Source organism: Variovorax sucrosi (assembly GCF_051216635.1).
GTDB lineage: Bacteria > Pseudomonadota > Gammaproteobacteria > Burkholderiales > Burkholderiaceae_C > Variovorax.
On sequence record NZ_JBPJZU010000005.1, the window covers coordinates 222,397 to 248,927 of the forward strand.

Genomic DNA, 26,531 nt, shown 5'->3' on the forward strand with positions numbered 1-26,531 from the left:
GTGCCCGGATGCGTCAGTAATGGGGTGGCAACTCGTGGCCCTGATGGTGCGGCCCCGTGCCGGCCTCGGGCATCTGCTGCCGCAGCTGCGCCAGTTGCTGGATCAGCCGGTCGATCTGTTCTTGCTGGCGATAGATCGTCAGGTTCAGCTGGTCCAGCAGGTCGTCGGTGAAGCTGGCCTTGATCTCCAGATTTTCGAGGCGGCGTTCGAGCGCTTGGGTGTTTTCCATGTCCCTATTGGACAGGAGGACAGGACGATCTGCAGGGGGTCGAGGTGCCGGCGCTGCCCCTACACTGGCCGCCCATGCGTCATTGGCTCTGCGTTCTCCTGCTGACTCTCCTGCCCATCCAGTTCAGCTGGGCGGCGGTGACGGGTTACTGCACGCATGAAGCCGGCGCTCAGGTGCGTCACCTGGGCCATCACCAGCATGCCCACGGCGACCCACAAGGCGATGCGGCGACCAGCAGCAGTAGCCAGGCGGCCGACGACGACGACGGCCGCGCCAGCGCGACGGTCGATCCGGACTGCGGCCACTGCCACGGCCTCGGGGTCGGCCTGTTGATGCCGGTGGTTGCCATCCCGGGCCCGACCGCGGTGCACGATGGCCCGCCCTGGACTGCTGACGCCCAAGGGCTGCGGGCGACCGCCCCCCCCGAACGCCCTCAGTGGCCGCCCCTCGCCTGATCGGCGAGGCGGACCGGCCCTTCACAACCCGTTTCCGTCCGCGCGTCGGCGCGCCCTCGATGACCGAGGGCGGCTGACGCGCCGCCCCGCGTTCGTCCCGATCGCGGCCCTCGCCGATCTCCCCGTGGCTTGTTCCATCAACGGAGATCCGGATGCACCAACAGATATCACGACGTTCGATTCGCGTGCGCGCCCTGGGCGCGGCACTGTTCTTCATGGGCGCCACCGGCCTGGCTGGCGCACAGGGTTCCGCGGGCACCGGCCCGTTACGTCAGGCCTTCGACGCGGCCTGGGCGCGCCAGCCCGAGGCGGCGACGCTGCAGCTGCGCCGCGATGCGGCCGCAGCGCAGGGCCGCGCCGCGCAGTCCTGGACGCCCGAAGCGCCCGCGCTGGAGCTGTCGCAGCGCTCCGACCGCTGGCATGACAACCAGGGCGTGCGCGAGCTGGAAGCCGGCGTGTCCGTGCCGCTGTGGTTGCCCGGCGAGCGCAGCCGCAGCGGCGCGCTCGCCGACGCCGGCGCGCGCGCGGTCGAGAGCCGTGCCGACGCCGCGCGGCTGCGCGTCGCCGAGGCGCTGCGCGAGGCGCACTGGGCCTGGCAGCGCAGCGCGGTCGATGCCGCGGTGGCGCGCGACCAGCAGCGCGCCGCGCGCCGCCTGGCCGACGACGTCGCGCGCCGGTTGAAAGCCGGAGACCTGGCGCGGTCCGACCAGCATCAGGCCGACGGCGCGCTCGCGGCCGCCGACGCCGCCCTGGCGCAGGCGCTCGCCGCGCGCACGCTGGCCGAGCAGCGCTGGCGCGCGGTCGTCGGGCCGGCATTCACGGCCCCGGTGACGGACGATGCCGCCCCCGCGATGGAGCCAGAGCCGGCTGCGCCACCGGCCGACGCCCATCCCGCCCTGCGCGACCTGCAGGACCGCGCCGTCGTGGCCGACCGCGCGGCGGCGCTCGCGGCCCTGCGCACGCGCGCCAACCCCGAACTGCTGCTCGCCACCACGCGCGAACGCGACGGCCGCGGCGAGCCGACGCTGCGCACCCTCACGCTCGGCATCCGCATTCCGTTTGGTGCGGGCGACCGGCAGGCCGCCGTGGCCGCCACCGCGCGCGCCGAGGCGACCGAACTGGACGTCGAGCGCGCGCTGGCCGCCGAACGCCTCTCGGGCGAGGCCGACGCGGCACGCGCCCAGGTCGACGCGGCCAAGGTGCAGCTTGCCGCGGCCGAGCGTCGCGCGCAGCTCGCGGCCGAATCGCGCGGCTTCTTCGACCGATCTTTCCGCCTCGGCGAGACCGACCTGCCGACCCGCCTGCGCATCGAGGCCGAAGCCGCCGAGGCACAGCGCCAGGCGGCCCGCAGCCGCGTCGACTTCGCCGCCGCCATCTCGCACTGGCGCCAGGCGCTGGGCCTGTTGCCCGAATGACGGCCCCCTTCCTTTTCGAAAGCATCGCCATGACCTTCCGACACCTTCTCGCCGTGCTGTGCGCGGCCTTTCTGCTGATGGCCGGCGCCTCTGCGCGCGCCGACGCCGGCCACGACCACGGCGATGCGCCCGCCGCACCCACCGGCTCGGCGCTGCCGCGCTTCACCGCGGTCTCCGACACCTTCGAACTCGTCGGCGTGCTCGACGGGAAATTGCTCACGCTGTACCTCGACCGCTTCGCCGACAACGCCCCGGTGCCGCAGGCCACGCTGGAGCTCGACATCGGTGGAACGAGCGCCAAGGCCGAGCCGCATGGCGAAGGCCTCTTCGAAGTCCAGTTGGCCGACGTGCCCGCGCCGGGCGTGCTGCCCATCACCGCCACGGTGATCGCCGGCAACGAGACCGACCTGCTGGCCGGCGAGCTCGACATCCATGCCGATGCGCATGACGAAGTCGCGGCACCGCGCAATTGGCGTCGCATCGTCGGCGGGACGCTCGGCGGTGGCGTCGTCCTGGCGCTGCTGATTGCTCTGGCCCGTCGCGCGCGCACATCACGCACGCAGCAGACGGGAGGTGCCGCATGAACGCCGCACGCCTTTTCATCGCCGTCGCATTCAGCGCCGCGCTCGCCACCGCACACGCCGACGAAGGCCACAGCCACGGCGAGGCACCCGCCGCCGCCAACGCCAACGGCCCGCAGCGCCTGCCCGACGGCAGCGTGTTCCTGCCGAAGCCGGCGCAGCGGCAACTCGCGGTGCGCACCGTCGTCGCCGCATCCGCCGACCTGCCCCGCACCACCGAACTCGCCGGCAAGGTGCTGATGGACCCGAATGCCGGCGGCAAGGTGCAGGCGCTGGTGGCCGGCCGCGTCGAACCCGGCCCGCGCGGCCTGCCCGAACCCGGCCAGACGGTGCGCAAGGGCGAGGTGCTGGCCTATGTGGTCGCCTCCGCCGCGCCGGTCGAACGCTCGAACCAGGCGGCCCAACTGGCCGAACTTCGCGCCGCCAAGGCGCTGGCCGACCGGCGTGTCGCACGCCTGCGCGAGCTGGCCGACACGGTGCCGCGCAAGGACATCGAAGCGGCCGAGAGCGATGCCGCGAGCCTGCAGCAGCGCGCGGCCGCCATCGGCGCCGGCCTGTCGCACCGCGACGCGCTGGTCGCGCCGGTGTCGGGCGTCATCGCCTCGGCCAGCGTGGTCGCGGGCCAGGTGGTCGACGCGCGCGAGCTGCTGTTCGAGGTCATCGACCCGACGCGCCTGCGCGTCGAGGCGCTGGCTTTCGATGCGGCCATCGGCGCCGACATCGCCGACGCCGCCATCGCGGTCGGCCCGGTCAACGCCGTGCGCGTGCCGCTGGTCTTCGTCGGCGCGGCGCGCAGCCTGCGCGAGCAGGCGCTGCCGCTGCAGTTCCGCGCGGAAGGGGCGGCGCTCGCGCGGCTCGCCGTCGGCCAGTCGGTGCAGGTCTTCGTGCGCAGCAAGCAGACCGTGACGGGCATCGCGGTGCCGAGCGCGGCGCTGATGCGCAACCCGGCCAACCAGACCATCGTGTGGGTGAAGACCGATGCCGAGCGCTTCGTGCCGCGCACCGTCACCACGGTGCCGCTCGACGGCGTGCGCGTGGCCGTCATCTCCGGCCTCAAGGCCGGCGACCGTGTGACGACGCAGGGCGCCACGCTCATCAACCAGCTCCGCTGAAGGCCGCACGATGTTCAAGTGGCTACTCGACTTCAGCCTGGGCAACCGGCTGCTGGTGCTCATCGCGGGCGTGGTGCTGATGGGCTACGGCGCCTTCACGCTGTCGCGCATGCCGGTGGACGTGTTCCCCGACCTCAACAAACCCACCGTGACCATCGTCACCGAAGCCGGCGGCATGGCGCCGGAAGAGGTGGAGCAGCTCATCACGCTGCCGCTCGAAACCACGATGAACGGGTTGCCCGGCGTGGAGTCGGTGCGCTCGGTCTCGTCGGCCGGGCTGTCCTTTCTCTACGTCACCTTCGACTGGTCGACCGACATCTACCGCGCGCGCCAGTTGGTGGCGGAGCGGCTCGGTTCGATGGAAGAGGGCATGGCCGACGCCATCACGCCGCGCATGGGGCCGGTGAGTTCGATCATGGGCGAGATCATGCAGATCGCGATTCCGATCGACACCACGAAGGTCAGTCCGATGGCGGTGCGCGAATACGCCGACTGGGTGCTGCGGCCGCGGCTGCTGTCGGTGCAGGGCGTGGCGCAGGTGATCCCGATCGGCGGCGAGGTGCGGCAGTTCCAGGTGCAGCCCGACACGGTGCGCATGGGCGACCTCGGCGTCACGCACGAGCAGCTCGAGGCCGCGCTCAAGGGCTTCTCGGGCAACACCTCGGGCGGCTTCCTCGAACTCAACGGGCGCGAATACCTGATCCGCCACCTGGGCCGCACCTCGCGCCTCGACGACCTGAAGAACCTCGCGCTCACGGCCAAGGGCGGCCAGCCGATCCTGCTGCGGCAGATCGCCGAGGTCACCTTCGCCGCGGCCATCAAGCGCGGCGACGCGGGCTTCGAGGGCAAGCCGGCGGTCATCCTCGGCATCCAGAAGCAGCCGACGGCCGACACCATCGCGCTCACGCGATCGATCGAGGACGCGCTGGCCGGCCTCAAGGCCTCGCTGCCGGCCGGCATGGAAGCGCCGCAGGTCACCTTCCGGCAGGCCAGCTTCATCGAGGCCTCGATCACCACGCTGCAGGGCAAGCTGATCGGTGCGTCGGTCTTCGTCGCGGTGATCCTGTTCTTCTTCCTCGGCACGATCCGGCCGACGGTGATCGCGCTGGTCGCGATCCCGGTGTCGATCTTCATCACGGCGCTGGTGTTCCGCTGGTTCGGCCTGTCGATCAACACCATGACGCTCGGCGGCCTCGCCATCGCCATCGGCGGGCTGGTCGACGACGCGGTGGTCGACGTCGAGAACATCCTGCGCCGCCTGAAGGAAGACCGCGCCAAGCCGCCCGCGCAGCGCATGAACCTGCTCGCGCTGGTGGCCAAGGCGTCGATGGAGGTGCGCTCGGGCATCCTCTATGCCACGGTGATCATCGTGCTGGTGTTCATTCCGCTGTTCGCGCTGCCGGGGCTGGAGGGCAAGCTCTTCGTGCCGCTGGGCATCGCCTTCATCGTGTCGACGCTGGCCTCGCTGGTGGTGTCGGTCACGGTCACGCCAGTGCTCAGCTACTACCTGCTGCCGAAGATGAAGCGGCTGGAGCATGGCGACACGAAGGTGCTGACGTGGCTGAAAGCCGGTTACCGCAGCGGCCTGCAATCGGTGCTGACGCGGCCCAAGGCGGCGCTGGTCGCGGCCGGTGCAGCGGTTCTGGTCGCGGGCGCGGCGGTGCCCTTCTTTCCGACCACCTTCCTGCCGCCCTTCAACGAAGGCACGCTCTTGATCGGCCTGCGGCTGAACCCGGGCGTGACGCTGGCCGAGAGCGCGGCGCTCGCGCGCCAGGCCGAGGTGCTGGTCAAGCAGGTGCCCGAGGTGACGCACGTCGGGCGGCGCAGCGGCCGCGCCGAGCTCGACGAGCATGCCGAGGGCGTGCACGTGAGCGAGCTCGACGTCGGGCTCAAGCCCACCGCGGAACTCACGCGATCAATGGACGCCATCGGCGCGGACATCCGCGCGCGGCTCGTGAATCTGCCGGCGTCTGTCGGCGTGGGCCAGCCGATCTCGCACCGCATCGACCACATGCTCTCGGGCGTGCGTTCGCAGATCGCGATCAAGATCTTCGGCGAAGACCTCGACGTGCTGCGCGGCCAGGCCGATGCGTTGCGCGCGAAGCTCGCGGCCATCCCCGGGCTGGCCGACCTGGAGATCGAGAAGCAGGTGCTGGCGCCGCAGATCAAGGTGCGAATCGACTACGACGCCGCGGCGCGCTACGGCGTGCCGGCGCCGCAGGTGCTCGCCACGCTGCAGAGCCTGGTCGAAGGCGAGAAGGTCGCGCAGATCGTCGAGGGCAACCGCCGCTTCGCGCTGGTGGTGCGGCTGCCGGAAACAGCCCGCTCGATCGAAGGCCTCGGCCAGATCCTGATCGACACGCCGACCGGCCGCGTGCCGCTGTCGAAGATCGCCAGCATCGAGGATGGCGACGGCCCCAACCAGATCAGCCGCGACGACGGCAAGCGCCGTATCGTGCTCTCGGCCAATGCGCAGGGGCGGGCGCTGTCGGACGTGGTGGCCGACATCCGCGCGGCCGTGGCGGCGACAAAACTGCCCGAGGGCTATTTCGTCACGCTGGGTGGCCAGTTCCAGGCGCAGGAAGAGGCGTCGCGCCTGATCGGCGTGCTGTCGCTGGTGTCGCTGGCGCTGATGGCCGTGGTGCTCTACAGCCGCTATCGGTCGATGGTGCTGTCGGCGCTCATCATGGCCAACATCCCGCTGGCGCTGGTCGGCGCGGTGCTCGGCCTGTGGCTGTCGGGCCAGCCGCTGTCGGTGGCGGCGCTGGTCGGCTTCATCACGCTGGCGGGTGTCTCGGTGCGCAACGGCATCCTCAAGGTGAGCCACTACGTCAACCTGATGCGCTACGAGGGCGAGGCCTTCGGCGTGCCGATGATCGTGCGCGGCTCGCTCGAGCGGCTGGCGCCGGTGCTCATGACCGCGCTGGTCACCGCCTTCGCGCTGGCACCGCTGTTGTTCGAGGCCGAGCAGCCCGGCACCGAGGTGCTGCACCCGGTGGCGGTGGTGATCTTCTCCGGCCTCATCAGCTCGACGCTGCTCGACACCTTCCTCACGCCCGCGATGTTCTGGCTGTTCGGACGCAAGGCGGCGCAGCGGCTGGCCGACGACGACGGCGCCGAGGCGCTGTGAGCCATTTCCCTTTCTCCTCTTCTTCCTCATCCATTCAAGGAGCCTTCATGACATTGCGCACCCTTCTCGCCGCGTCCCTGCTCGCCTGCGCCGGCACGGCCCTGGCACATGGCGACGAACATGCCCACACCCCGCTGCACGGCGGCGTGGTCGCCGAGGTCAAGGACATGGACTACGAACTGGTGGCCAAGCCGGGCGTCGTGCATTTGTACGTGCGCGACCACGGCAAGCCGGCCGACGTGGCCAAGGCCAGCGCCAGGCTCACGCTGCTGGCCGGGACCGACAAGCAGGATGTCGAACTGAAACCGGCGGGCGACAAGCTCGAGGCCACCGGCAGCTTCAAGACCGCGGCCGGCACCAAGGCGGTGGTGGTGCTGCGCATCGACGGCAAGCCGGCGTCGACCGCGCGCTTCACGCTGCGCTGAGCTCGCGCAGCGTCGGGATCGACGTCTGTGCCCCGCGCCGCGTGACCGACAGCGCCGCCGCAGCCTGGCCGAAGCGGCTGGCCTCGGCCGCTGAAGCCCCCGTGGCCAGCCGCGCCGCGAAGCCGCCGATGAAGGTGTCGCCGGCTACAGGGCATGGCGTGGCAGTGGAGGGAGCGTGTCGGCCCGGGAACTTGTGTGGACGTGCACCGCCTCTGGGCTGCGCTGTCGCGGCTCGACGGGCATGGACGAGGCGGAACTCGCGCAACCCCGTGTCCCGCCTGGGGCGTGCGCGATGCAGGGGTGCAGCGCGCATCGATTGTCCCGCCGGCCGGGCCAGTCGTCGCGCTGCGCGGCGTTTATCGCGACCGTCCTTCTGGCTATCTTGCGACCGGTGCCGCATCGCCTGCGGCGCTTTCATCGCCAACGCTTCATCTCACATTCTCCAAGGACATCTCCATGACGCTCACCATCGTCGGTTACGGCAACGTCGGCTCCGGCCTCGCCAAGCAATTCGTCAAGGCAGGCCACAGCGTGACGCTGACCGGCCGCTCGCTCGACAAGGCCCAGGCCGTGGCCGAAGCCCTGGGCGCCAAGGTGCTGCCGATGGCCGAGGCCGCCAAGAACGTCGAAGTCGTCGTGCTCGCCGTCCCCTGCGACCAGGCCCCGGCCGCGCTCGCCGCGCTGGGCGACCTGAAGGGCAAGGTGATCGTCGACGTCTCCAACCCGCTGACCGCCGACTACATGGGCCTGACCGTGGGCTTCAGCACCTCGGCCGCCGAAGAGATCGCCAAGGCTGCGCCCACGGCCCATGTCGTGAAAGCCTTCAACACGCTGTTCGCGCAGGTCATGCACCAGGGCGCCGGCTTCGGCGAATTCAAGGGCAGCGTGTTCTTCGCCGGCGACGAGCCGAAGGCCAAGGACACGGTCAAGGCGCTGATCGAGAGCATCGGCTTCGACGCGGTCGACGCCGGCGGCCTGAAGAACGCGCGCTACCTCGAGCCGGTGGCCGGCCTGAACATCTACTTCGGCTACGGCGCGGGCCTGGGCACGCAGATCGCGCCGGTCTGGCTCAAGCGCTGAGCGCGGCTCGGCCGTCGTCGATTCTCCGGAAGCGACCCGGGCTGTGCCGTGGTGCCCTGCCACTGCATTGCTTACACCTGAAACAGCATGTATCTTTCGTCCCGCGCGAGGCAGATGCCGACGCGCGATCAACAACCAACAAGGAAGAACATGAGGGTTTTGTTTTCGATGGCCTGCGCGGCTGCGTTTGCAGGCTTGGTCGGATGCGGTGGGGGTGGAGGCGGCGGCGGGGGCGGCGGCGAAACGACGCCGGTGCTCACGACGACGGTGACGATCAATGGCGCACCCGCTGTTGCCAATGCGTCCGGGCAGTTCGTCACCCAGCCGGGCGACACGGTGGAGATCACGCCCAGCCAGGGCGCGGACTGGACCACCACGGCGTCCGATGGCGCGGCCGTGAGCCTGCGCAATCCCAACATCTCGGGCACCAAGTGGGCCGCGCAGATCCTCAATGGCGCGACGGGTGCCGCCACCTACACGGTCTCGGCCAAGGCGACGGCCAATGCATCGCTGACCAAGACCACGGTGCTCAATGTCGCTGGCGGTGATGCGCGCAACGGCACTTACCGCGTCTATGCGGCGAGTGCGCTCCAGTACCTGCTGACGCTCGACTTCAATGCCAACGTCTACACGCTCACCAATGTGGATGGCACCGAGCCGACCTCCGACACCTTTGCGAGCGATGCGTCGGAACCCGGCACCTACGTTTTCAAGAGCGCCCGGATCACCTCGAACACGAACACCTCGCGTTTCCGCGTGACCACCGACGCGATCGTCGGCGCCTTCCCGTTCACCGACCCGGTCGCAACAGGCACCGTGTACGCAGTGAAGCCCTTCCTCGCGGCACGCAAGCTGGTGACGGTCGCCGCCGAACTCGACGGCCTGTACAACCGGCTCGGCATTCAGCGCACGGCGTCCAGCGAGTTGTCGCAGATCACCCAGACCCAATTCTCGGCAGGCGGCACGGTCTACAGGCTGTGCAACGACAGCTTCATCAACAGCATTGCCAACTGCCCGTCGGCTTCGTTGATCACGTACAACGTCGCGACCACCGACGTGCCCGGCGTGTGGCTGATCACCAACGTGGCCGATGCCACGGACAGCGGCCGTTTCGCGATGGCCCGCATCGGCGACCAGAACGTGTACCTGTCGGCCGGTGCGACACCTGCGACGCCCGGCCGTTATGTCTTGCGCGTCGGTGTGCAGGACACGCCGCTCTGGACGACGACGGCCATCGGCTACGGCAGCTCGACGGCAGGTTCGTGGGGCCGCGTGAACTTCACGGCGACCGGCAACACCCGCAATGCCGTCGGTGCGGACGGAACGCTCGCGTCTTCGACCAATGTCTTCGGCGCCATGGGCGCGACCGGGCCGGCAGGCATGCGCCAGATCACTGGGGGCGGCAACACCTATTTCGCCACCTACAGCGGCAAGCTGTTCGCGATCGTCGGCGCGTCCAATGCGACGACGGGCGGCTACTTCCAGCTGAACCTGCTCGACTGACGCGCAGCGAGTCCGCTGCGGTGCGGCGGCTCAGGCGTGCAACGCCTCCGCCGCCTCGGCCGACTCGTTCTCCGTGATCCCCAACTGCGCCTGGCGGTACGCCCGCGGCGTGGTGCCGAATTCAGCGCGGAAGGTGCGGCTGAAATGCGCCGGGTCGCTGAAGCCCCAGCGGAAGCAGATGTCGGAGATCGACAGGTGGCGGTGCAGCGTGCTCTGCAGGTCGGAGCGGCAGCGCTCCAGCCGGCGCTGGCGCAGGTACTGGCCGAAGCTGTGGCCGGCGGCCTCGAAGAGCTTCTGGATGTAGCGCAACGATGCGTGCTGCTCGGCGGCGATCTTGCCGACGGTGAGTTCCGGGTCGCCCAGCTGGTTCTCGATCGACTGGCAGATGCGCTGGTAGTGCACCAGCCGCGCCGTGCTGCCGAACGCCTGCACCGCGGTGCTGCCGGCCAGGCTGACCACCACGAACTCGGTCAGCGCGAGCTCGATGGGGCGCAGCTCGGCGGCGTCGAGTTCTTCCATGTTCTCTGCCACCGACGTGAGCATGCCCGCGAAGATGCGGTTGATCGCCTTGTGGCCCGGCAGCGTGCCGGTGCGCAGCGAGCCCAGGTTGATGAGGCGCGGGTGCAGCATCAGTTGCGGGATCTTCACGTAGAGCATGCGAAAGTCGCTCTTGAGCGTGAGCGTGGAATCGACGCCGGTGGGCCCGTAGATGATGTCGCCCGGTGTCAGGTCGATGACCGGCTCGCCCGCGCTGCCGCCGAAGGCGAAGCGCCCTTCCATCAGGATCGACAGCCATACCGAAAAGGGCTGCTCGCCCGAGCGCCCCGAAATGGTCTGCGGCGACGCGCTCATGCGGGCGAACTCGATGCCCTGCGGCGACACCAGGCTGGCCACGTCGCCGTGGACGCCGGCGTCCGGCTGGTCGACGGTGGGCAGGTGCAGGCGCGAGAGGGCCTGCTGCCACACGCGGGGGCGCTCGCCCTGGATGTAGGCGTTGGTCGAGAAATTCCATGCGTTCACGATGAACCTCCGGTGGCTGGTTCTGAAAAGGTGCGGCGCACCTCGTCTTCGACTTGCGTCAAGGAACAGAGCAATTTCCCGGCCACCGGGGCGCGAATTCGCGAAATGGCAAGAGTTCGTGCGCTTTCGGCCGGGTCCGGCCGAGCACGTTTGTGCGCAAAGAGAGATGACGGCTCAGCGCGCGAGCCAGTCGGCGTCGGCCAGCGACTCGACCAGGAAGTCGATCGCTACGCGCACCTTCATCGGCAACTGGCGCCGGCTCGGGTACACCGCGTGGATGCCCACGCTGCGCAGCGGGTAGCGTTGCAGCACCGGCACCAGCTCGCCGCGCCGCAGGCTGTCGGCCAGCAGGAAGCTGGGCTGCATGACGATGCCGAGCCCCGCGCGCGCCGCCGCCAGGCAGGTGTCGCCGTTGTTGGCGCACAGCCGGGCCTGCGTGCGCACCGAGATCGGGCCCTGGTCACTGTCGAAGTGCCAGGCGTCGCCGTCCGCGGCGTAGGTGTAGCCGATGACGGCGTGGTCCGCGAGTTCGCCCGGGTGCATCGGCTCGCCGTGCTGTGCCAGATAGGCCGGTGCCGCGCAGGCGATCAGCCGCATGCTCCCGAGCGGCCGGCTGATGAAGGAGGGGTGCTGGCGGTCGGAGATGCGCACCGCCAGGTCGAAGCGCTCGTCGTTCAGGTCGAGCAGCGCGTCGCTCAGGTGCACGTCCAGCCGCAGCCCCGAATGGCGCGCCAGCAGCTGCGGCCAGAGCGGCGCCAGGTGCTGCGTGCCGAAGCTCATCGGTGCCTGCACGCGCAGCAGGCCCACGGGCTGCTGCGCATCGCCGGCCACCAGCTCGTCGGCCTCGTCCAGCGCCTGCACGATGTGCTTGCAGCGCGCCAGGTACAGCGTGCCCGCCGGCGTGAGCGACACGCGGCGCGTGCTGCGCTGAAACAGGCGCGCACCCAGGCGCTGCTCCAGCTCGATCACGCTGCGCGACACGGCCGTCTTCGACACGCCGATGGCGTCGGCCGCACGCACGAAGCTGCCCGACTCCGCGACCGAGACGAAGCACTCGATCTCGCGCAGCCTGTTGCTCACCGTGCGGACGCGTTCGGTTCAGAAGCCCTTCGGCGGGAAGATGTCGCGCGGAATGCGCACATGCGCGCCCTGCGTGGCGTCGACCACCTGCGTCACGCCGAAGTCGGCCGCCACGCTCATGAGCGAATAACTGTCGTTGCGCGACAGGCCGTGGTGCTCGTTGAGCAGCTTGAGCATGTCGAGCGCGGCGTTGCGCGTGGCCACGTTCAGGTCGGGGTCGAAGCCGTGCACGATGAAGGAGTCGTCGGTCTCCAGCAGCGGCGAGGGGAAGAAGAAGTCCTTGCGCAGGATGATCTGCATCGTCACGTTGAGCGAGCTCTCGATGGCGGTGCCGCTGATCTCGCCGTCGCCCTGCGACACGTGCGGGTCGCCGATGGAGAACAGCGCGCCGTCGACCTGCACCGGGTAGTACATGGTCGCGCCCGCGCCGATGCGCCAGTTGTCGATGTTGCCGCCGTGCAGGCCCGGCGGGATGGTGCTCACGCGGCCGTGCACGTCGGGTGCCACGCCGGCGGTGCCCAGGTGGGGGCGCACCGGCACGCGCACGCCCTTGAGCGCTTCCTGCCGGTCGCACACCGGGCATTCGGTGACGGTGCCCGGCACCAGGTACTTGCCGGGGAAGTCGTAGGCGTACAGGGCGCGCGCGTTGTTCGAGTTCGGGTCCAGCTCGTAGATGGTCACGCGTTCCTTCTCGTCGAACTCCTTGTACAGGTAGCCCCAGTTGGCCGCGAGGTTGGAACCGTAGTTGTTGCGCGGCGTCATGCGGTGGTAGCGCACTTCGAGCATGTCGCCCGGCTTGGCGCCTTCCACGAAGATCGGCCCCGTCATGATGTGCACGCCCGGGTTGCGGTCTTCTTCGGGGATCTCCTTGAAGATCTTCCACACCGCGTCGTCCATCATCAGCGCGGGCGCGTCGCCGGCGTGGTGCGTGATGGCCTCGGCATAAACCAGGTCGCCGCTCTTCACCGCCAGGGCCGGTGCCTGGGCCGGGTCGAAGTAACCCCAGTGCACGTTCTGCGGCGTGGCGCGCAGCGTATGCAGGGCGGTGGGTTCGACGTGGGCGCGGCGTTGGTTGTGTTCGCAGATCAGGGCCATCGGGATGCTCGTGACGTGTGGTGAAAGAGAAGAGGGTTCGTGCGTGCGCAGGTCAGAGGTCGAGCACCAGCAGGGGAGTCTTCGAACGCGAGCAGCAGGGCGTGAACTCGGTGTTCGCCGCCTGCTCCTCGGGGCTCAGCAGCAGGTCGCGGTGGTCGGGCACGCCGGCCAGCACGCGGGTGCGGCAGCTGCCGCACACACCGACCTCGCACGACATCGGGATGTGCACACCGGCCGTGGCCAGCGCGTGCACGATGCTCTGGTCGGCCGCGATCGGAATGCGCCTGCCGGTGGAGGCGATCTCGACCTCGAAGGCTTCGAGCGCTTCGCAAGGGCCGCCGGCGTTCGGTGTACCTGCGGGCGGCGCAGCCGGTGCGCCGAAGCGCTCGAAATGGATGTGGTCGCCGGCCCAGCCTTGCGCGCGCGCGATGCGGTCGGCCGCGTCGATCATCCCGCTGGGCCCGCAGACGTACAGGTGGCGCCCCGGCTTCCCGCTGCCCAGCAGCGTGGGCAGGTCCATCGGCGCCACGCCCCGGCTGTCGTCGGCGTACAGGTGCACGCGGTGGCCGAACACGCCCGAGCGCAGCAGCGGCAGGAAGGCCATGTGCTCCAGCGAGCGACCGCTGAAGTGCAGCTCGAAGTCGAGCCCCGCGGCGGTCAGTTCCAGCGCCATGCACAGCACCGGCGTCACGCCGATGCCGCCGGCCAGCAGCAGCGGCGGCTGCGCGGCGGGTAACTGCAGCGCGAAGTGGTTGAAGGGCCCGCGCACCTCCAGCGTGTCGCCCGGGCCGACCGTGTCGCACAGCAGCACCGAGCCGCCCCGCCCGGCCGTCTCGCGCTGCACCGCGATGCGGTAGTGCGCGTGGTCCTCCGGCGAACTGCACAGCGAGTAATGGCGGATCAGCCCGCCGATCCGCACCTCCAGGTGCGCCCCGGCGCCGAAGGCCGGCAGCGTGGCGCCATCGACCAGCGCCAGGTCGAGCACGACGATGTCACGCGTCTCGCTGCGCCGCGACACCACCTGCAGCACGAACCACTGGCTCGGATCGATCAGGGACGCGGGCGCGGCAGGGCGCTGGACGAGGGGCGCTGAAGACATGCGGCGAAGGGGCTGGAAGGTCGCTTGGATCACGGTGAGGTGATGCTAGGGACGCCGCTTCGGGGTGTCTTGCGCGTGGGTGCACGGGGGCTTGATGGCGGGGCGCGCAGCAGGTGTTTTTCGTCAGTAGGTCTCGAGGTGCAGCCGCCCCTCTTTCTTCAGCTTCGCTGCCAATGGCTCCCAAAGGAGACCGGCGTCCTGGGCCACGTCGCGCAGCGCCAGCAGTACGCCCTCCTCCATGCTTTTGAGTCCGCACACATAGAAGTGCGTGTCCACGTCGCCAAGGAGGGCGGCGAGGTCGACGGCCCGCTCACGCATGGCGTCCTGCACATAGCGCCTTGGCTGGCCTGGCTTGCGGGAGAAGGCCAGGTTGATGTCGATGAAGTCCTTTGGCAGGCTCTGAAGCGGGCCGAAATACGGCAGTTCCTGCTGCGTGCGGGCGCCGAAAAAAAGCATCAGCTTCCCGCCATCGAACTTGCCGCTCTTGCGCAGCCGTCGACGCCACTCGGTCATGGCACGCATCGGTGCGCTGCCCGTGCCGGTGCAGATCATCACGATGTTCGACTTCGGATGGTTGGGCATCAGGAAGGTCGAGCCGAACGGCCCCACCACCGTCACCGTGTCGCCCACCTTCAGGTCGCAGACATAGTTGGAGGCGAGGCCTTTCACCGCGTTGCCCTGGTGGTCCTGCGTCACGCGCTTGACGGTCAGCGAGACGTTGTTGTAGCCGGGGCGCTCGCCGTTGCGCGGGCTGGCGACCGAGTACTGGCGCGGATGGTGCGCCTTGCCGAGCGCGTCGGTGCCGGGCGGCACGATGCCGATGGACTGCCCCTCCAGAACGGGAAAGGGCATGGCGCCGAAATCCAGCACGATGTGGTGCGTCTCGCTCTCGAAGCCTGCCTCCGTGCAGTTGAAATTGCCGGTGACGGTCGCGGTCACCGGCCGCTTGGGCGCGTAGAGGTTCGTGTACGCATGGGCCGCAGACCACGGCGGCGTGGTGGCGCCGTAGCTTGCCGACATGAACGGCGCCTCGCCGGGCGTCACGAGGGGTTCGACCTCGACCTGCGCTTTCGCATCGACGCTGCTTCCAGCATCCTTCACGCCCACCGCATCGAACGCGTCCGCGCTCAACTCGGGCGGCAACGCCTCCCAGCCCAGCTGCTCCTCGATGGTGTAGGCCCGTTGCACAGGCATGGTCCGCCAGTTGTCGATCGAGCCGGTGGGGCACGGCGAGATGCAGGCCATGCACCCGTTGCACACATCCGCCCGGACGACGTAATTGTTGTCGTCGTGCGTGATGGCGTTCACGGGGCAGGTCGCCTCGCAGGTGTTGCAGCGAATGCAGATTTCCGGGTCGATCAGATGCTGCTTGATGACGCCGGCCTCGACAGCCATGTCCATGACGCTCACCCGAAACGCACGTATTCGAAGTCGATGGGCTGGCGGTTGATGCCCATCACCGGCGGCGCGATCCAGCCTGCGAACTTGCCGGGGTCGACCACGCGGCCCATCAGCGACGCGACGAAGGCGAAATCGTCGGGCGTCGGCAGCCACTCGCTCTTCTTCGCGGCCCATTCCGCCTCGGCGACGACGCGTCCATCGGGCGACATCTTGATGCCGGCGAGCGCGCCGATCTGGCGGTTGAAGGCCTTGTGCGGCACCGTCAGCCGCGTCGGGATGCCCGACTTCTCCAGCACCTTGTTCCAGCGATTCACCCCTGCCACCGAGTCTTTGATGAAGTCGTCGCGCAGCACCTCGTTCAACGCGTTGAGCATCGGCACGTCCTTCTCGACCAACTGGCCGTTTTGAACCTCGAGCACCTTGTAGGTCTGGCCCTTGAGCACGTGGTCGTCGGTGCGCTTGCCCTCCTCGTAGCGGCCCTTCAGGCCCGAGCTGTAGAAGATGGCCGCATTGCTCGACTGGTCGGCACCGAACAGGTCGATGGTCACGCTGTAGTGGAAGTTCAGGTAGCGCTGGATGGTGCCGAGGTCGATGGCGCCAGCCGCACGCACTTTCAGCGGGTCGTCGGTCTTCAGTTCATTCATCACCTGCGCGGTGCGCTGCAGCACCCGCGACACGCCACTCTCGCCGACGAACATGTGGTGCGCTTCCTCGGTCAGCATGAACTTCGTGGTGCGTGCCAGCGGGTCGAAGGCACTCTCGGCCAGCGCCGAAAGCTGGAACTTGCCATCACGGTCGGTGAAGTACGTGAACATGAAGAAGGCCAACCAGTCGGGCGTCTTCTCGTTGAACGCGCCCAGGATGCGCGGGTTGTCCTGATCGCCGGAAGTACGCTGCAGCAGCGCCTCGGCTTCCTCGCGGCCGTCGCGACCGAAGTGCTTGTGCAGCAGGTAGACCATCGCCCACAAGTGGCGACCTTCCTCCACGTTGATCTGGTAGAGGTTGCGCAGGTCGTACATGCTGGGCGCGGTCAGGCCCAGGTGGCGCTGCTGTTCCACCGAGGCGGGTTCGGTGTCGCCCTGCGTGACGATGATGCGGCGCAGGTTGGCGCGGTGCTCGCCCGGCACGTCTTGCCACGCCTTCTCGCCCTTGTGGTCGCCGAAATGGATCTCGCGGTTGGCGTCGCCCGGATTCAGGAAGATGCCCCAGCGGTAGTCGCGCATCTTCACGTGGCCGAACTGGGCCCAGCCCTGCGGGTCGACGCTGACCGCGGTCCGCAGGTAGACGTCGTAGGCGGTCGAGCCGTCCGGGCCGACGTCGTCCCACCAGTTGACGAAATTGGGCTGCCAGCCCTCGAGCGCGCGCTGCAGGGTTCGGTCTTCGCTGAGGTTGACGTTGTTGGGGATCTTGTCGCTGTAGTTGACGGTGCTCATGGCGATTTCCTTGCGAGTTCGTGGGTTCGGGGTCAGACGCGGTTCAGATCGAAGCCGGCCTTCTCGCCGGTGCCGTAGACCTTCAGCGCACCCTTGGCACCGACCGCGTTCGGGCGGTTGAAGATCCAGTTCTGCCAGGCGGTGAGCCGGCCGAAGATGCGGGTGTTCATGTTCTCCTTGCTGGCGAAGCGCAGGTTGGCTTCCAGCCCGGTCAGCGCATCCGGAGACATGGCAGCGCGTTCCTCGATGGCCATGCGCAGTTCGTCCTCCCAGTCGATGTCGTCGGGCGCAGCCGTCACCAGGCCGAGCGCCAGCGCGGCATCGGCGTCGAGCGCCTTGCCGACTGCACCGCGCGCGGCCTCCAGTGGCGCGGTCTCTTCATAGAAGCGACGCTGCAGCCGGCTCTGGTCGTTCACCATCGGATAGAAGCCGAAGTTGAGTTCGTTGAGCGTGAGCGTGGGTGCGCGTTGCGCATCGTCGGGCAGCGCGAGCATGTAGGTGCGGTCGGCCGCGAAGGCGATCTCGGCCAGCGTGCCGGCGAAGGCCGAGCCCGGCTCGACCAGGGCGAAGAGACTGCGCGACGACACGTCCAGCCGCGCCAGCGTACGGCGCAGGGCGCCGATGGTCTCGCGCGCCAGCCAGTGGTCCTGGTGGGCGAGCATCAGGGCGTCGTTCGTCAGCACCGCCCGCACGTCGCCCTCGGTCTTGAGCAGCCAGGTGCCGATGTCGAGTTCGTTGGTGCGCAGGTTCAGGATGGCGTCGTCGAGTTGGCGGCACATGGCGAGCGGCCACCAGGCAGCGCCTGCGGCCTCGATACCCGCGATGTCGGTCGGCTGCACGCCCGAGGGCGCCTTGACGGTGAGCGTGGCCGTGCGGCGAGCGCGGTCGATGTCGACGGCGACATGCGCGTAGCGCAGGCTGTCAGGGCCGTCTTCGCGCTCGATGCGCGTCAGGGCCACACCCTTCGCGCCCTTGCCGGGGCGCGAACTGCCGACAGCCAGCTTGGCTGCACGCTCCTGCACAGTGGCGGCGAACTGGGCCGGCTTGGCGATCGCGTCGACCAGGCGCCAGTCGACCGCGCGCTGGCCGCGCACGCCTTCGACGCTGGTGCAGAAGATGTCTGCCAGGTCATGCCGCACATGGCGCTTGTCGGTCACCCGTGTGAGGCCACCGGTGCCGGGCAGCACGCCCAGCAACGGGACTTCGGGCAGCGACACGGCCGAGGAACGGTCGTCGACGAGCACGATCTCGTCGCAAGCCAATGCCAGTTCGTAGCCGCCGCCTGCGCAGGCGCCATTGACGGCAGCCAGGAACTTCAGGCCCGAATGCTTCGAGCTGTCCTCGATGCCGTTGCGCGTCTCGTTGGTGAACTTGCAGAAGTTCACTTTCCAGGCATGGCTGGAGACGCCCAGCATGAAGATGTTGGCGCCCGAACAGAAGATGCGGTCCTTGCCACTGGTCACGATGACCGACTGGACCTCCGGGTGCTCGAATCGGACGCGGTTCAGCGCGTCGGCGAGTTCGATGTCGACGCCCAGGTCGTAGCTGTTCAGCTTGAGCTTGTAGCCGGGGCGAATGCCGCCGTCCTCGGCGATGTCGAGTGTGAGGCGGGCAATGGCACCCTCGACCGAAAGATGCCAGTGCCGGTACTGGGACGGTTCGGTGCGGTAGTCGACGCGGGGCGCCTGCGATGTCGTTTCGGTCATGGTGTCTCCGTTGGCAGAACAAACAAGAAACATAATGCATTTCTTGTCTTGAATGCATGCATCATCATGCATGCGCCAAGGCGAGTCAATGCCTGTTGCATGCTTTGCAGTTCAGGAAAACCCGGAGAGGCGGTGATCGCCGACGGAGTCGCTACGTGGCGGATGCGATCGCCGCGCGCACGGTGCCGCGCAATACCTCGAAGCTCTGGGCCAGCGTTTGGCCACTGGTGTCGACCGACAGGTCGGCCTTGGAGTAGAACGCCGCACGCCCGTCGAGGATGCGATGCAAGTCCTCCATCGCCTCCTTGCTGGCAGCGATGGGACGTGTGTCGCCCTGCGCCACGACGCGCCCCATGTGCTCCTCGGGCGCCGCACGCAGCCAGACCGTCGTGCAGTGCGATAGCAGCTCGTTGAAGGTGGAAGGGTCCGACACGATGCCCCCCGGCGTAGCGATCACCACCTCACCATGGATCTGCACGGTTTCCTCGAGCGCGCGCCGCTCGTAGCGGCGATAGGCGTTGGTGCCATAGAGGTCGTGGATCTCGCGCACGCTGCAACCGGCGAGTTGTTCAATCGCCCGACTCAGCTCGATGAAAGGCACATCGAGGTCCTGCGCGAGCATGGGGCCAAGTGTCGACTTTCCAGCGCCGCGCAGGCCGATCAGCGCAATGCGGCGATGCCGCGCCGAATCTCCGCGGCCGCTGCCCAGAAGCTCACCCAGCGCGATGCGGGCACGACGCAAGTCGGCTTCACTGCGGTGCTCGAGCAGTTCGCGAATCAGCAACCATTCGGGCGAACTGGTCGTGACGTCGCCAACCAGTTCGGCCAGCGAGCAGTGCAGCGCCTGCGCGACCTGCTGGAGCACCAGGATCGACGCATTGCCTGTGCCGTACTCGAGATTGGCCAGGTGCCGCTCCGACACCTCCGCCGCGACGGCCACGGCCTTTCGCGTGAGCCCGCGTTGGGCACGCAGGCTGCGAACGCGCTCGCCCAGCACGGCGAGCAGTGGATTACGCGCGGCCTCCAGCATCGCCGCATCAGCAGCGCCCGCCATTGCATCACCACTCCGCACTGCTTCCTCACTCATGGGACTCCTCATTCGATACCTCGATCATGCGCGCTCAGGGTAAACGCCATACATGCATTATGTTGCTTGACATGCTTCATATTGCTGCTTATTGTTTGATCTAGCGCAAGATAATGCAGCCCATCGAAAGCTGCAACAGCGCCGAACCCTACGAACAACAAGCCGCCAGAGACGACATGTCCAAGCAAGATTTTCATCAACTCATCGCCGGGCTCAGCGCGCAGATTGCCGGCCGGCCGCTGGACGAGGCACTGGACCGCTGGCTCAACGAGCAGCACGGTGCCAGCAGCCAGACCTATGCCCAGCTTAAATCGGCCTGCATCGAGGGCGTGGCCGACGGGTGGCTCTGCGAACGCGAAGGCGGCGGTATCCGCTATGGCCGCCCCTTCAAGCCGGAGGACGCCCTCCAGCGCTTCTCGGTGGACGTGGTCGACATGGCCAACCTCGCCGGCCCGCACCACACGCATCCCAACGGCGAGATCGACCTGATCATGCCGATCGAGGGCGACGCCACCTTCGACGGCCGACCGGCCGGCTGGTGCGTGTACCCGCCGGGCAGCGCCCACCATCCGACCGTCGGCAACGGCCGGGCGCTCATCCTTTACCTGTTGCCCGAAGGGCAGATCCAGTTCACCCGGGCCTGACACCATGACCGAGCTTCTCCCCAACCACGTCGGCGGTCGCTGGCAAACCGGCAGCGGCGCCGGCGTGCCGCTGTTCGACCCGGTGCTCGGCACCGAGCTGGCGCGCGTCGACGCGACCGGGATCGACCTGCCCGCGGTCTTCGGCTTCGCACGCGATGTCGGCGGCGCCGCGTTGCGTACGCTGAGCTATCGCCAGCGTGCCGGACTGCTCGCCGCCATCGTCAAGGTCCTGCAGACGCACCGCGACAGCTATTACGACATCGCCACCGCCAACTCGGGCACGGTGAAGAACGACTCGGCCGTGGACATCGACGGTGCGATCTTCACGCTGGGCCAGTACGCGAAGTGGGGCGATGCGCTGGGCGACGTGCACGCACTGCGCGACGGCGACGCGGTCAAACTGGGCAAGGAGCCGGTGTTCCTGTCGCAGCACCTCCAGGTCCCCACGCGCGGCGTCGCGCTCTTCATCAACGCCTTCAACTTCCCGGCCTGGGGACTGTGGGAGAAGGCGGCGCCCGCCCTGCTGTCGGGCGTTCCGGTGATCGTCAAGCCCGGCACCTCGACCGCCTGGCTCACCCAGCGCATGGTGCGGGACGTGATCGACGCCGGCGTGCTGCCGGCCGGCGCGCTCTCGGTGATTTGCGGCAGCTCGAACGGGCTGATGGATCAGCTGCAGCCTTTCGATGTCGTCTCCTTCACCGGCTCGGCCGAGACCGGCGCGCTGATCCGCTTGCACGCGGCCATGGCGCAGCGCTCGGTGCGCGTCAACATCGAGGCGGACAGCCTGAATTCCGCGCTGCTGCTGCCCGATGCCGCGCCGGGCACCGACGCCTTCAACCTGCTGGTGCGCGAGGTCGTGCGCGAGATGACCGTCAAGAGCGGCCAGAAGTGCACCGCCATCCGCCGCATCCTCGTGCCGGCCACCGTCTACGACGCGGCGGCCGAGGCCATCGACGCCAAGCTGCGCGGCGTCACGGTCGGCAATCCGCGTAACGAGAGCGTTCGCATGGGCTCGCTGGTGAGCCGCTCGCAGCTGAACGCGGTGCGCGACGGCCTGGCGATCCTGCAGCGGCAAACCACCACGCTGCATGACGGCAGCGCGCAGCCGCTGATCGATGCCGACCCCGCCATCGCGGCCTGCATCGGCCCAGTGCTGCTGGGCGCGAAAGACGCGGACGCCGCGGACAGCGTCCACGACGTCGAAGTCTTCGGCCCCGTCGCCACGCTGCTCGCCTACCGCGACATCGACCATGCGATCGCATTGGCGCATCGCGGACAGGGCTCGCTGGTCACCTCGCTCTACGGCAGCGACGACGCGGCGCTGGCACGCGTGGCGATACAGGTCGCGGCCAGCCACGGTCGCGTGCACGTCGTCAGCCCCGAGGTCGCGCAGACCCACACCGGCCACGGCAACGTCATGCCGATGTCGCTGCATGGCGGCCCAGGCCGGGCCGGCGGCGGCGCGGAGTTGGGCGGCATGCGGGCGCTGGACTTCTATCACCGCCGCAGCGCGGTGCAGGGGAGCCCGGCGGTGCTGGCGGCGCTGGGCTTGACTTAGCCGCTCGCGCACAAACACAAAAGAGCGCACCACCGCGCCGCACCCAGGAGACACACGATGAGCTTGCCGAACGACTTCAATTTCGCCGAACACCTGTTCGCGCTCAACCGCGGGCGCGCGTCCAAGCTGGCGTACATCGACGACCGTGGAACGCTCAGCTACGGCGCCCTGGAAGACCGGGCCCGCCGCCTGGCCAGCGCGCTGCAGTCGGCGGGCGTGCAACGCGAAGAGCGCGTGCTGCTGCTGCAGCTCGACACCAACGACTGGCCGGTGAGCTTCCTGGGATGCCTCTACGCCGGCGTGGTGCCCGTCGCGGTCAACACCTTGCTCACAGCCGACGACTATGCGTACATGCTCGAGCACAGCGGCGCTGTCGCGGCCCTCGTCTCGGGGGCTTTGCTGCCGGTGTTGCAGGACGCCATGTCGAAGTCGCCGCACTCGCTGCGGCACCTCTTCGTGTCGCAACCCACGGCGGCGCTGCCCCACGGCGCGAGCGACCTGGACGCGGTCATCGGCTCGCATCCGCCGCAAGACCGGCCCGCCGCGACCGGCCCGCAGGACCACGCCTTCTGGCTCTACTCGTCGGGCTCGACCGGCCGGCCCAAGGGCACGGTCCACACGCACGGCAACCCGTGGTGGACGGCAGCGCTCTACGGCAAGCCGGTGCTCGCTCTCACCGAGGACGACGTCTGCTTCTCCGCCGCCAAGCTGTACTTCGCCTACGGCCTGGGCAACGGACTGACCTTCCCGCTGTCGGTCGGCGCGACCGTCGTGCTGATGGCCGAGCGGCCGACGCCCGACGCGACCTTCAAGCGCTGGATCGGCGCGGCGCTTCCAGCTGAAGCGTCAGGCGTGAAACCCACCGTCTTCTTCGGTGCACCCACCGGCTTCGCGGGGATGCTCGCATCGCCCGCCCTGCCGGCGCGAGACAGCGTGTCTCTGCGCATGTGTTCCTCCGCGGGCGAAGCGCTGCCCAGCGAGATCGCCCAGCGCTTCAAGGCCCACTTTGGCTGCGAGATCATCGACGGCATCGGCTCCACCGAGATGCTGCACATCTTCATCTCCAACCGGCCTGGCGACATCCGCTACGGCACCACGGGCCGCCCCGTGGACGGTTACCAGATCGAGCTGCGTGGAGAAGACGGCCGCCCGGTGCCGGACGGCGAGGTCGGCGACCTCTACATCAAGGGCCCGAGCAGTGCGCTCATGTACTGGGGCAACCCCGAAAAGAGCGCCCAGACCTTTCGCGACGGCTGGACGCAGAGTGGCGACAAGTACTCGCGCGACGCTGACGGCTACTACACCTACGCCGGCCGCAGCGACGACATGCTCAAGGTCAGCGGCATCTATGTCTCGCCCTTCGAGGTCGAGGCCACGCTGATGCGGCATCCGGCGGTGCTCGAAGCCGCCGTCATCGGCAAGCAGGACAGCGACGGCCTGACCAAGACCAAGGCCTTCGTGGTTCGCAAGGCCGGCCAGTCGGTCGATGCCGACGAGCTCAAGGCCTTCGTGAAGCAGCATCTCGCGGCCTACAAGTACCCGCGCTTCATCGAGTTCGTCGACGAGTTGCCCAAGACCGCGACCGGCAAGATCCAGCGCTTTCGGTTGCGCGAGCAGGAGCAGCACGCGTGATCGGCGAGACGCACTGGGCCGCCCTTCGCTGGCGGGAGCGGGACGTGCGCGTCGAGTACATGCGCATCGACTCCGAACACGAGGGTGCACCCCTGGTCGTCTTTCTGCACGAAGGTCTGGGCTCGGTCGCGATGTGGAAGGATTTCCCGGAGCGTCTGTGCCATGCGGGCGGCTTCAGGGGGCTGGTCTTCTCACGCCCCGGCTACGGTCGCTCGACGCCGCGCGATGCGGATGAAGTCTGGGACGTCGACTTCATGCATCGCCAGGCGCACGAGGTGCTGCCGCCACTGTTCGAGGCCCTGGGCATCGACGAGCCGCCCTGGCTGTTCGGCCATAGCGATGGCGGATCGATCGCGCTGCTGTACGCCGCACGCTTTCCGCAGCGCGTCGCCGGGCTCGTGGTGCTGGCGCCGCACATCCTGGTGGAAGAGGTGACGGTCGACAACATCGAGCAGGCGCGCGTTGCGTACCTGCAGACCGACTTGCCCCGGAAGCTCAGCCGCTATCACGACGACGCCGACTCGGCCTTCTGGGGCTGGAACCGCATCTGGCTGCATCCGCCGTTCCGCCAGTGGAACATCGAGCGCGAACTCGACGCCATCGACTGCCCGGTGCTGGCCATCCAGGGCGTGGACGACGAATACGGCACCCTGCAGCAGATCCGCGGCATCGCATCGCGGGTCGACAACACGCGGCTTCTCGAATTGCCCGACTGCGGCCACTCCCCTCACCGGGACCAGCCCAAGCAGGTGATAGACGCAACTGTTTCGTTCATCAATCAATGGAGACAACCATGAGCCAGAAGAACCTTCGTACCGCGCTGACAGCGCTCACCCTCGCATGCATCGCCACCATGGGCCACGCCCAGCAGGGCAAGCTGAAGGTCGGACTGATGCTGCCGTACAGCGGCACTTTCTCTGCGCTCGGCGTGGCCATCGAGAACGGTTTCAAGCTGCGGGTCGAGGAGCAAGGCGGCAAGCTCGGCGGCCGCGAGATCGAGTACGTGAAGGTCGACGACGAGTCCGACCCCGCCAAGGCGACCGACAACGTCAACAAGCTCATCAAGCGTGACAACGTCGACGTCATCGTCGGCACCGTGCACTCCGGCGTCGCCATGGCGATGGCCAAGGCCGCGAAGGAGAGCGGCACGACCCTGATCGTGCCGAATGCAGGCGCCGACGCCGTGACCGGGCCGATGTGTGCGCCCAACATCTTCCGCAGTTCCTTCTCCAACTGGCAACCGGCCTACGCGATGGGCGAGGTCGCGGCGAAGCAGGAAAAAAAGAAGAAGGCGATCACCATCACCTGGAAGTACGCCGCCGGCGACGAGTCGACCAACGGCTTCAAGGAGGGCTTCGAGAAAGCAGGGGGGCAGGTCGTGAAGCAGCTCACCGTGCCCTTCCCCAACGTCGAGTTCCAGGCGCTGCTGACCGAGATCGCTGCGGCCAAGCCCGATGCGGTGTACGCCTTCTTCGCCGGCGGCGGCGCGGTGAAGTTCGTCAAGGACTATGCGGCCGCAGGCCTCAACAAGACCATTCCGCTGTACGGCCCGGGCTTTCTGACCGACGGAACGCTCGACGCACAGGGCGACAGCGCGCAGGGCATGCTGACCACACTGCATTACGCCGACGGCATGAACACGCCGCGCGACACCAGCTTCCGCACCGCCTACGCCAAGGCCTTCAAGCTGCAGCCCGACGTGTATGCCGTGCAGGGCTACGACGCCGCGCAGATCCTCGCCATCGGGCTGGACGCCACCAAGGGCGACATCTCGAAGAAGGCCGAGTTCGCCGCCGCGGTCGAGAAGGCGAAGATCGACAGCCCGCGCGGCACTTTCTCGGTGGGCAAGTCGCACAACCCGGTGCAGGACATCTACCTGCGCAAGGTCGACGGCAAGGAGAACAAGATGGTGAGCGTCGCCATCAAGGGCCTGGCCGACCCGGCACGCGGCTGCAAGATGTAAGGCGCGCGCCGTGGACTTCGGAACCTTTCTCGTCCAGTGCCTGAACGCGGTGCAGTACGGCTTGCTGCTGTTTCTGGTCGCCTCGGGCCTCACGCTGATCTTCGGGATCATGGGCGTGATCAACCTGGCCCACGGCAGCTTCTACATGCTGGGCGCCTACATGGCGTTCGCGCTGTCGCCGCTCTTCGGCGACCAGTTCATCGTGATGCTGGCCGCGGGCGTGGTGCTCGCGGCCGTCTTCGGCTACCTGCTGGAGTGGGCCTTCTTCAGCTACCTCTACCAGCGCGACCATCTGCAGCAGGTGCTGATGACCTACGGCCTCATCCTGGTCTTCGAGGAGCTGCGCTCGATATTCGTGGGCAACGATGTGCATGGCGTCAAGGCCCCGCCCTGGCTCGAAGGCAGCTTCGCGCTCGGCGACCTCATGAGCTATCCGTGGTATCGGCTCTTCGCGTCGGCCGCCTGCATCGTGCTGGCGATTGGCCTGTACCTGGTGGTGAACCGCACGCGGCTGGGCATGATGATCCGCGCCGGTGCCAGCAACCGCGACATGGTGCGCGGCCTGGGCATCGACATCCGCCGGCTGTATCGCATCGTGTTCGCGGCCGGCGTGGCACTCGCGGCGCTGGCCGGGATGATCGCCGCGCCGATGTCATCGGTCTACCCGAACATGGGTGCGAGCGTTCTGATCATCTGCTTCGTGGTGGTGGTGATCGGCGGTATCGGCTCGATCACCGGCGCGCTGGTCGCGTCGCTGCTGGTGGGCTTCGTCGACACCTTCGGCAAGGTGTTCTTCGCCGAACTGAGCGGGATGGGGGTGTACGTGCTGATGGCCATCGTGCTGATCTGGCGACCCGAAGGACTGATGGGACGCAGGGCCTGA

23 protein-coding genes and 1 pseudogene are annotated in these 26,531 nt (G+C 68.3%); 14 read left to right on the plus strand and 10 right to left on the minus strand.

The annotated features are described in order from the left end of the window. Positions 1-13 precede the first annotated feature (13 nt). Positions 14-229 carry a SlyX family protein gene (locus ACSFBE_RS11805; protein ID WP_435490582.1) on the minus strand — a complete coding sequence of 72 codons (216 nt, stop codon included), beginning with the start codon at positions 227-229 and terminating at the stop codon, positions 14-16. Positions 230-303: 74 nt separating this feature from the next. On the opposite strand from ACSFBE_RS11805, the gene ACSFBE_RS11810 reads away from it, so the two are divergent. The 6 genes from ACSFBE_RS11810 to ACSFBE_RS11835 all read left to right on the plus strand — a co-directional run bounded on the left by ACSFBE_RS11810 (position 304) and on the right by ACSFBE_RS11835 (position 7,347). After that, positions 304-684 (plus strand): hypothetical protein, encoded by a 381-nt coding sequence (locus ACSFBE_RS11810; protein WP_435490583.1) that lies wholly within the window; start codon positions 304-306, stop codon positions 682-684. Between the two features lie 152 nt (positions 685-836). Further along, the gene (locus ACSFBE_RS11815) at positions 837-2,099 is read left to right on the plus strand and encodes a TolC family protein (RefSeq protein WP_435490584.1); all 1,263 of its coding nucleotides are present in this window, start codon (positions 837-839) and stop codon (positions 2,097-2,099) included. 29 nt (positions 2,100-2,128) lie between these two features. After that, positions 2,129-2,683, plus strand: a complete 555-nt coding sequence (locus ACSFBE_RS11820) for a hypothetical protein (protein ID WP_435490585.1) — start codon at positions 2,129-2,131, stop codon at positions 2,681-2,683. Then, on the plus strand, positions 2,680-3,792 hold the full coding sequence (locus ACSFBE_RS11825; protein ID WP_435490586.1) for an efflux RND transporter periplasmic adaptor subunit: 1,113 nt from the start codon (positions 2,680-2,682) through the stop codon (positions 3,790-3,792). Before ACSFBE_RS11820 ends, ACSFBE_RS11825 begins: the two co-directional genes overlap by 4 nt. 10 nt (positions 3,793-3,802) lie before the next feature. Beyond that, a complete protein-coding gene (locus ACSFBE_RS11830) occupies positions 3,803-6,922 on the plus strand; it encodes an efflux RND transporter permease subunit (protein WP_435490587.1) in 3,120 nt (1,039 codons plus the stop codon). Between the two features lie 47 nt (positions 6,923-6,969). Then, positions 6,970-7,347, plus strand: coding sequence for a hypothetical protein (locus ACSFBE_RS11835; protein WP_435490588.1), 378 nt, complete (start codon positions 6,970-6,972; stop codon positions 7,345-7,347). Here ACSFBE_RS11835 and ACSFBE_RS11840 read toward each other — a convergent pair. Next, a pseudogene (locus ACSFBE_RS11840) lies at positions 7,334-7,495 on the minus strand (PfkB family carbohydrate kinase); the annotation flags it as partial. The gene ACSFBE_RS11835 and the pseudogene ACSFBE_RS11840 sit on opposite strands and share 14 nt — an antisense overlap. Before the next feature lie 308 nt (positions 7,496-7,803). Here ACSFBE_RS11840 and ACSFBE_RS11845 point away from each other — a divergent pair. Further along, positions 7,804-8,427 (plus strand): NADPH-dependent F420 reductase, encoded by a 624-nt coding sequence (locus tag ACSFBE_RS11845; RefSeq protein WP_435490589.1) that lies wholly within the window; start codon positions 7,804-7,806, stop codon positions 8,425-8,427. Positions 8,428-8,577: 150 nt separating this feature from the next. Beyond that, positions 8,578-9,930 carry a hypothetical protein gene (locus ACSFBE_RS11850; protein ID WP_435490590.1) on the plus strand — a complete coding sequence of 451 codons (1,353 nt, stop codon included), beginning with the start codon at positions 8,578-8,580 and terminating at the stop codon, positions 9,928-9,930. A gap of 30 nt (positions 9,931-9,960) precedes the next feature. Here ACSFBE_RS11850 and ACSFBE_RS11855 read toward each other — a convergent pair whose 3' ends face one another. The 8 genes from ACSFBE_RS11855 to ACSFBE_RS11890 form a co-directional block, all read right to left on the minus strand. Beyond that, on the minus strand, positions 9,961-10,950 hold the full coding sequence (locus ACSFBE_RS11855; protein WP_435490591.1) for an AraC family transcriptional regulator: 990 nt from the start codon (positions 10,948-10,950) through the stop codon (positions 9,961-9,963). Positions 10,951-11,124: 174 nt separating this feature from the next. Continuing rightward, positions 11,125-12,030 carry a LysR family transcriptional regulator gene (locus ACSFBE_RS11860; protein ID WP_435490592.1) on the minus strand — a complete coding sequence of 302 codons (906 nt, stop codon included), beginning with the start codon at positions 12,028-12,030 and terminating at the stop codon, positions 11,125-11,127. 18 nt (positions 12,031-12,048) lie between these two features. Further along, on the minus strand, positions 12,049-13,125 hold the full coding sequence (locus tag ACSFBE_RS11865; protein WP_435490593.1) for an acetamidase/formamidase family protein: 1,077 nt from the start codon (positions 13,123-13,125) through the stop codon (positions 12,049-12,051). A 52-nt stretch (positions 13,126-13,177) separates the two neighbouring features. Further along, entirely contained in the window at positions 13,178-14,224 is a 1,047-nt protein-coding gene (locus ACSFBE_RS11870) for a PDR/VanB family oxidoreductase (protein ID WP_435490594.1), read from the minus strand. 123 nt (positions 14,225-14,347) lie between these two features. After that, entirely contained in the window at positions 14,348-15,625 is a 1,278-nt protein-coding gene (gene boxA, locus ACSFBE_RS11875) for a benzoyl-CoA 2,3-epoxidase subunit BoxA (protein ID WP_435490735.1), read from the minus strand. 5 nt (positions 15,626-15,630) lie between these two features. Then, complete coding sequence (boxB, locus tag ACSFBE_RS11880; RefSeq protein ID WP_435490595.1) at positions 15,631-17,058, minus strand: benzoyl-CoA 2,3-epoxidase subunit BoxB; 1,428 nt, start codon at positions 17,056-17,058, stop codon at positions 15,631-15,633. Between the two features lie 32 nt (positions 17,059-17,090). Beyond that, positions 17,091-18,764, minus strand: coding sequence for a 2,3-epoxybenzoyl-CoA dihydrolase (gene boxC / locus ACSFBE_RS11885; protein ID WP_435490596.1), 1,674 nt, complete (start codon positions 18,762-18,764; stop codon positions 17,091-17,093). A 151-nt stretch (positions 18,765-18,915) separates the two neighbouring features. Beyond that, on the minus strand, positions 18,916-19,818 hold the full coding sequence (locus ACSFBE_RS11890) for a helix-turn-helix transcriptional regulator (RefSeq protein WP_435490736.1): 903 nt from the start codon (positions 19,816-19,818) through the stop codon (positions 18,916-18,918). Between the two features lie 209 nt (positions 19,819-20,027). On the opposite strand from ACSFBE_RS11890, the gene ACSFBE_RS11895 reads away from it, so the two are divergent. From ACSFBE_RS11895 to ACSFBE_RS11920, 6 genes are read left to right on the plus strand one after another with little or no spacing between them, the layout of a single operon-like run. Then, a complete protein-coding gene (locus ACSFBE_RS11895; RefSeq protein ID WP_435490597.1) occupies positions 20,028-20,495 on the plus strand; it encodes a 4-hydroxylaminobenzoate lyase in 468 nt (155 codons plus the stop codon). A gap of 4 nt (positions 20,496-20,499) precedes the next feature. Further along, the gene (locus ACSFBE_RS11900; protein WP_435490598.1) at positions 20,500-22,053 is read left to right on the plus strand and encodes a 3,4-dehydroadipyl-CoA semialdehyde dehydrogenase; all 1,554 of its coding nucleotides are present in this window, start codon (positions 20,500-20,502) and stop codon (positions 22,051-22,053) included. 57 nt (positions 22,054-22,110) lie between these two features. Beyond that, the gene (locus ACSFBE_RS11905) at positions 22,111-23,685 is read left to right on the plus strand and encodes a benzoate-CoA ligase family protein (protein ID WP_435490599.1); all 1,575 of its coding nucleotides are present in this window, start codon (positions 22,111-22,113) and stop codon (positions 23,683-23,685) included. Positions 23,686-23,744: 59 nt separating this feature from the next. After that, positions 23,745-24,482: an alpha/beta fold hydrolase gene (locus ACSFBE_RS11910; RefSeq protein WP_435490737.1), complete on the plus strand. Its 738-nt coding sequence runs from the start codon at positions 23,745-23,747 to the stop codon at positions 24,480-24,482. Further along, positions 24,479-25,648 (plus strand): ABC transporter substrate-binding protein, encoded by a 1,170-nt coding sequence (locus tag ACSFBE_RS11915; protein ID WP_435490600.1) that lies wholly within the window; start codon positions 24,479-24,481, stop codon positions 25,646-25,648. Before ACSFBE_RS11910 ends, ACSFBE_RS11915 begins: the two co-directional genes overlap by 4 nt. A gap of 10 nt (positions 25,649-25,658) precedes the next feature. Then, a complete protein-coding gene (locus tag ACSFBE_RS11920; protein ID WP_435490601.1) occupies positions 25,659-26,531 on the plus strand; it encodes a branched-chain amino acid ABC transporter permease in 873 nt (290 codons plus the stop codon).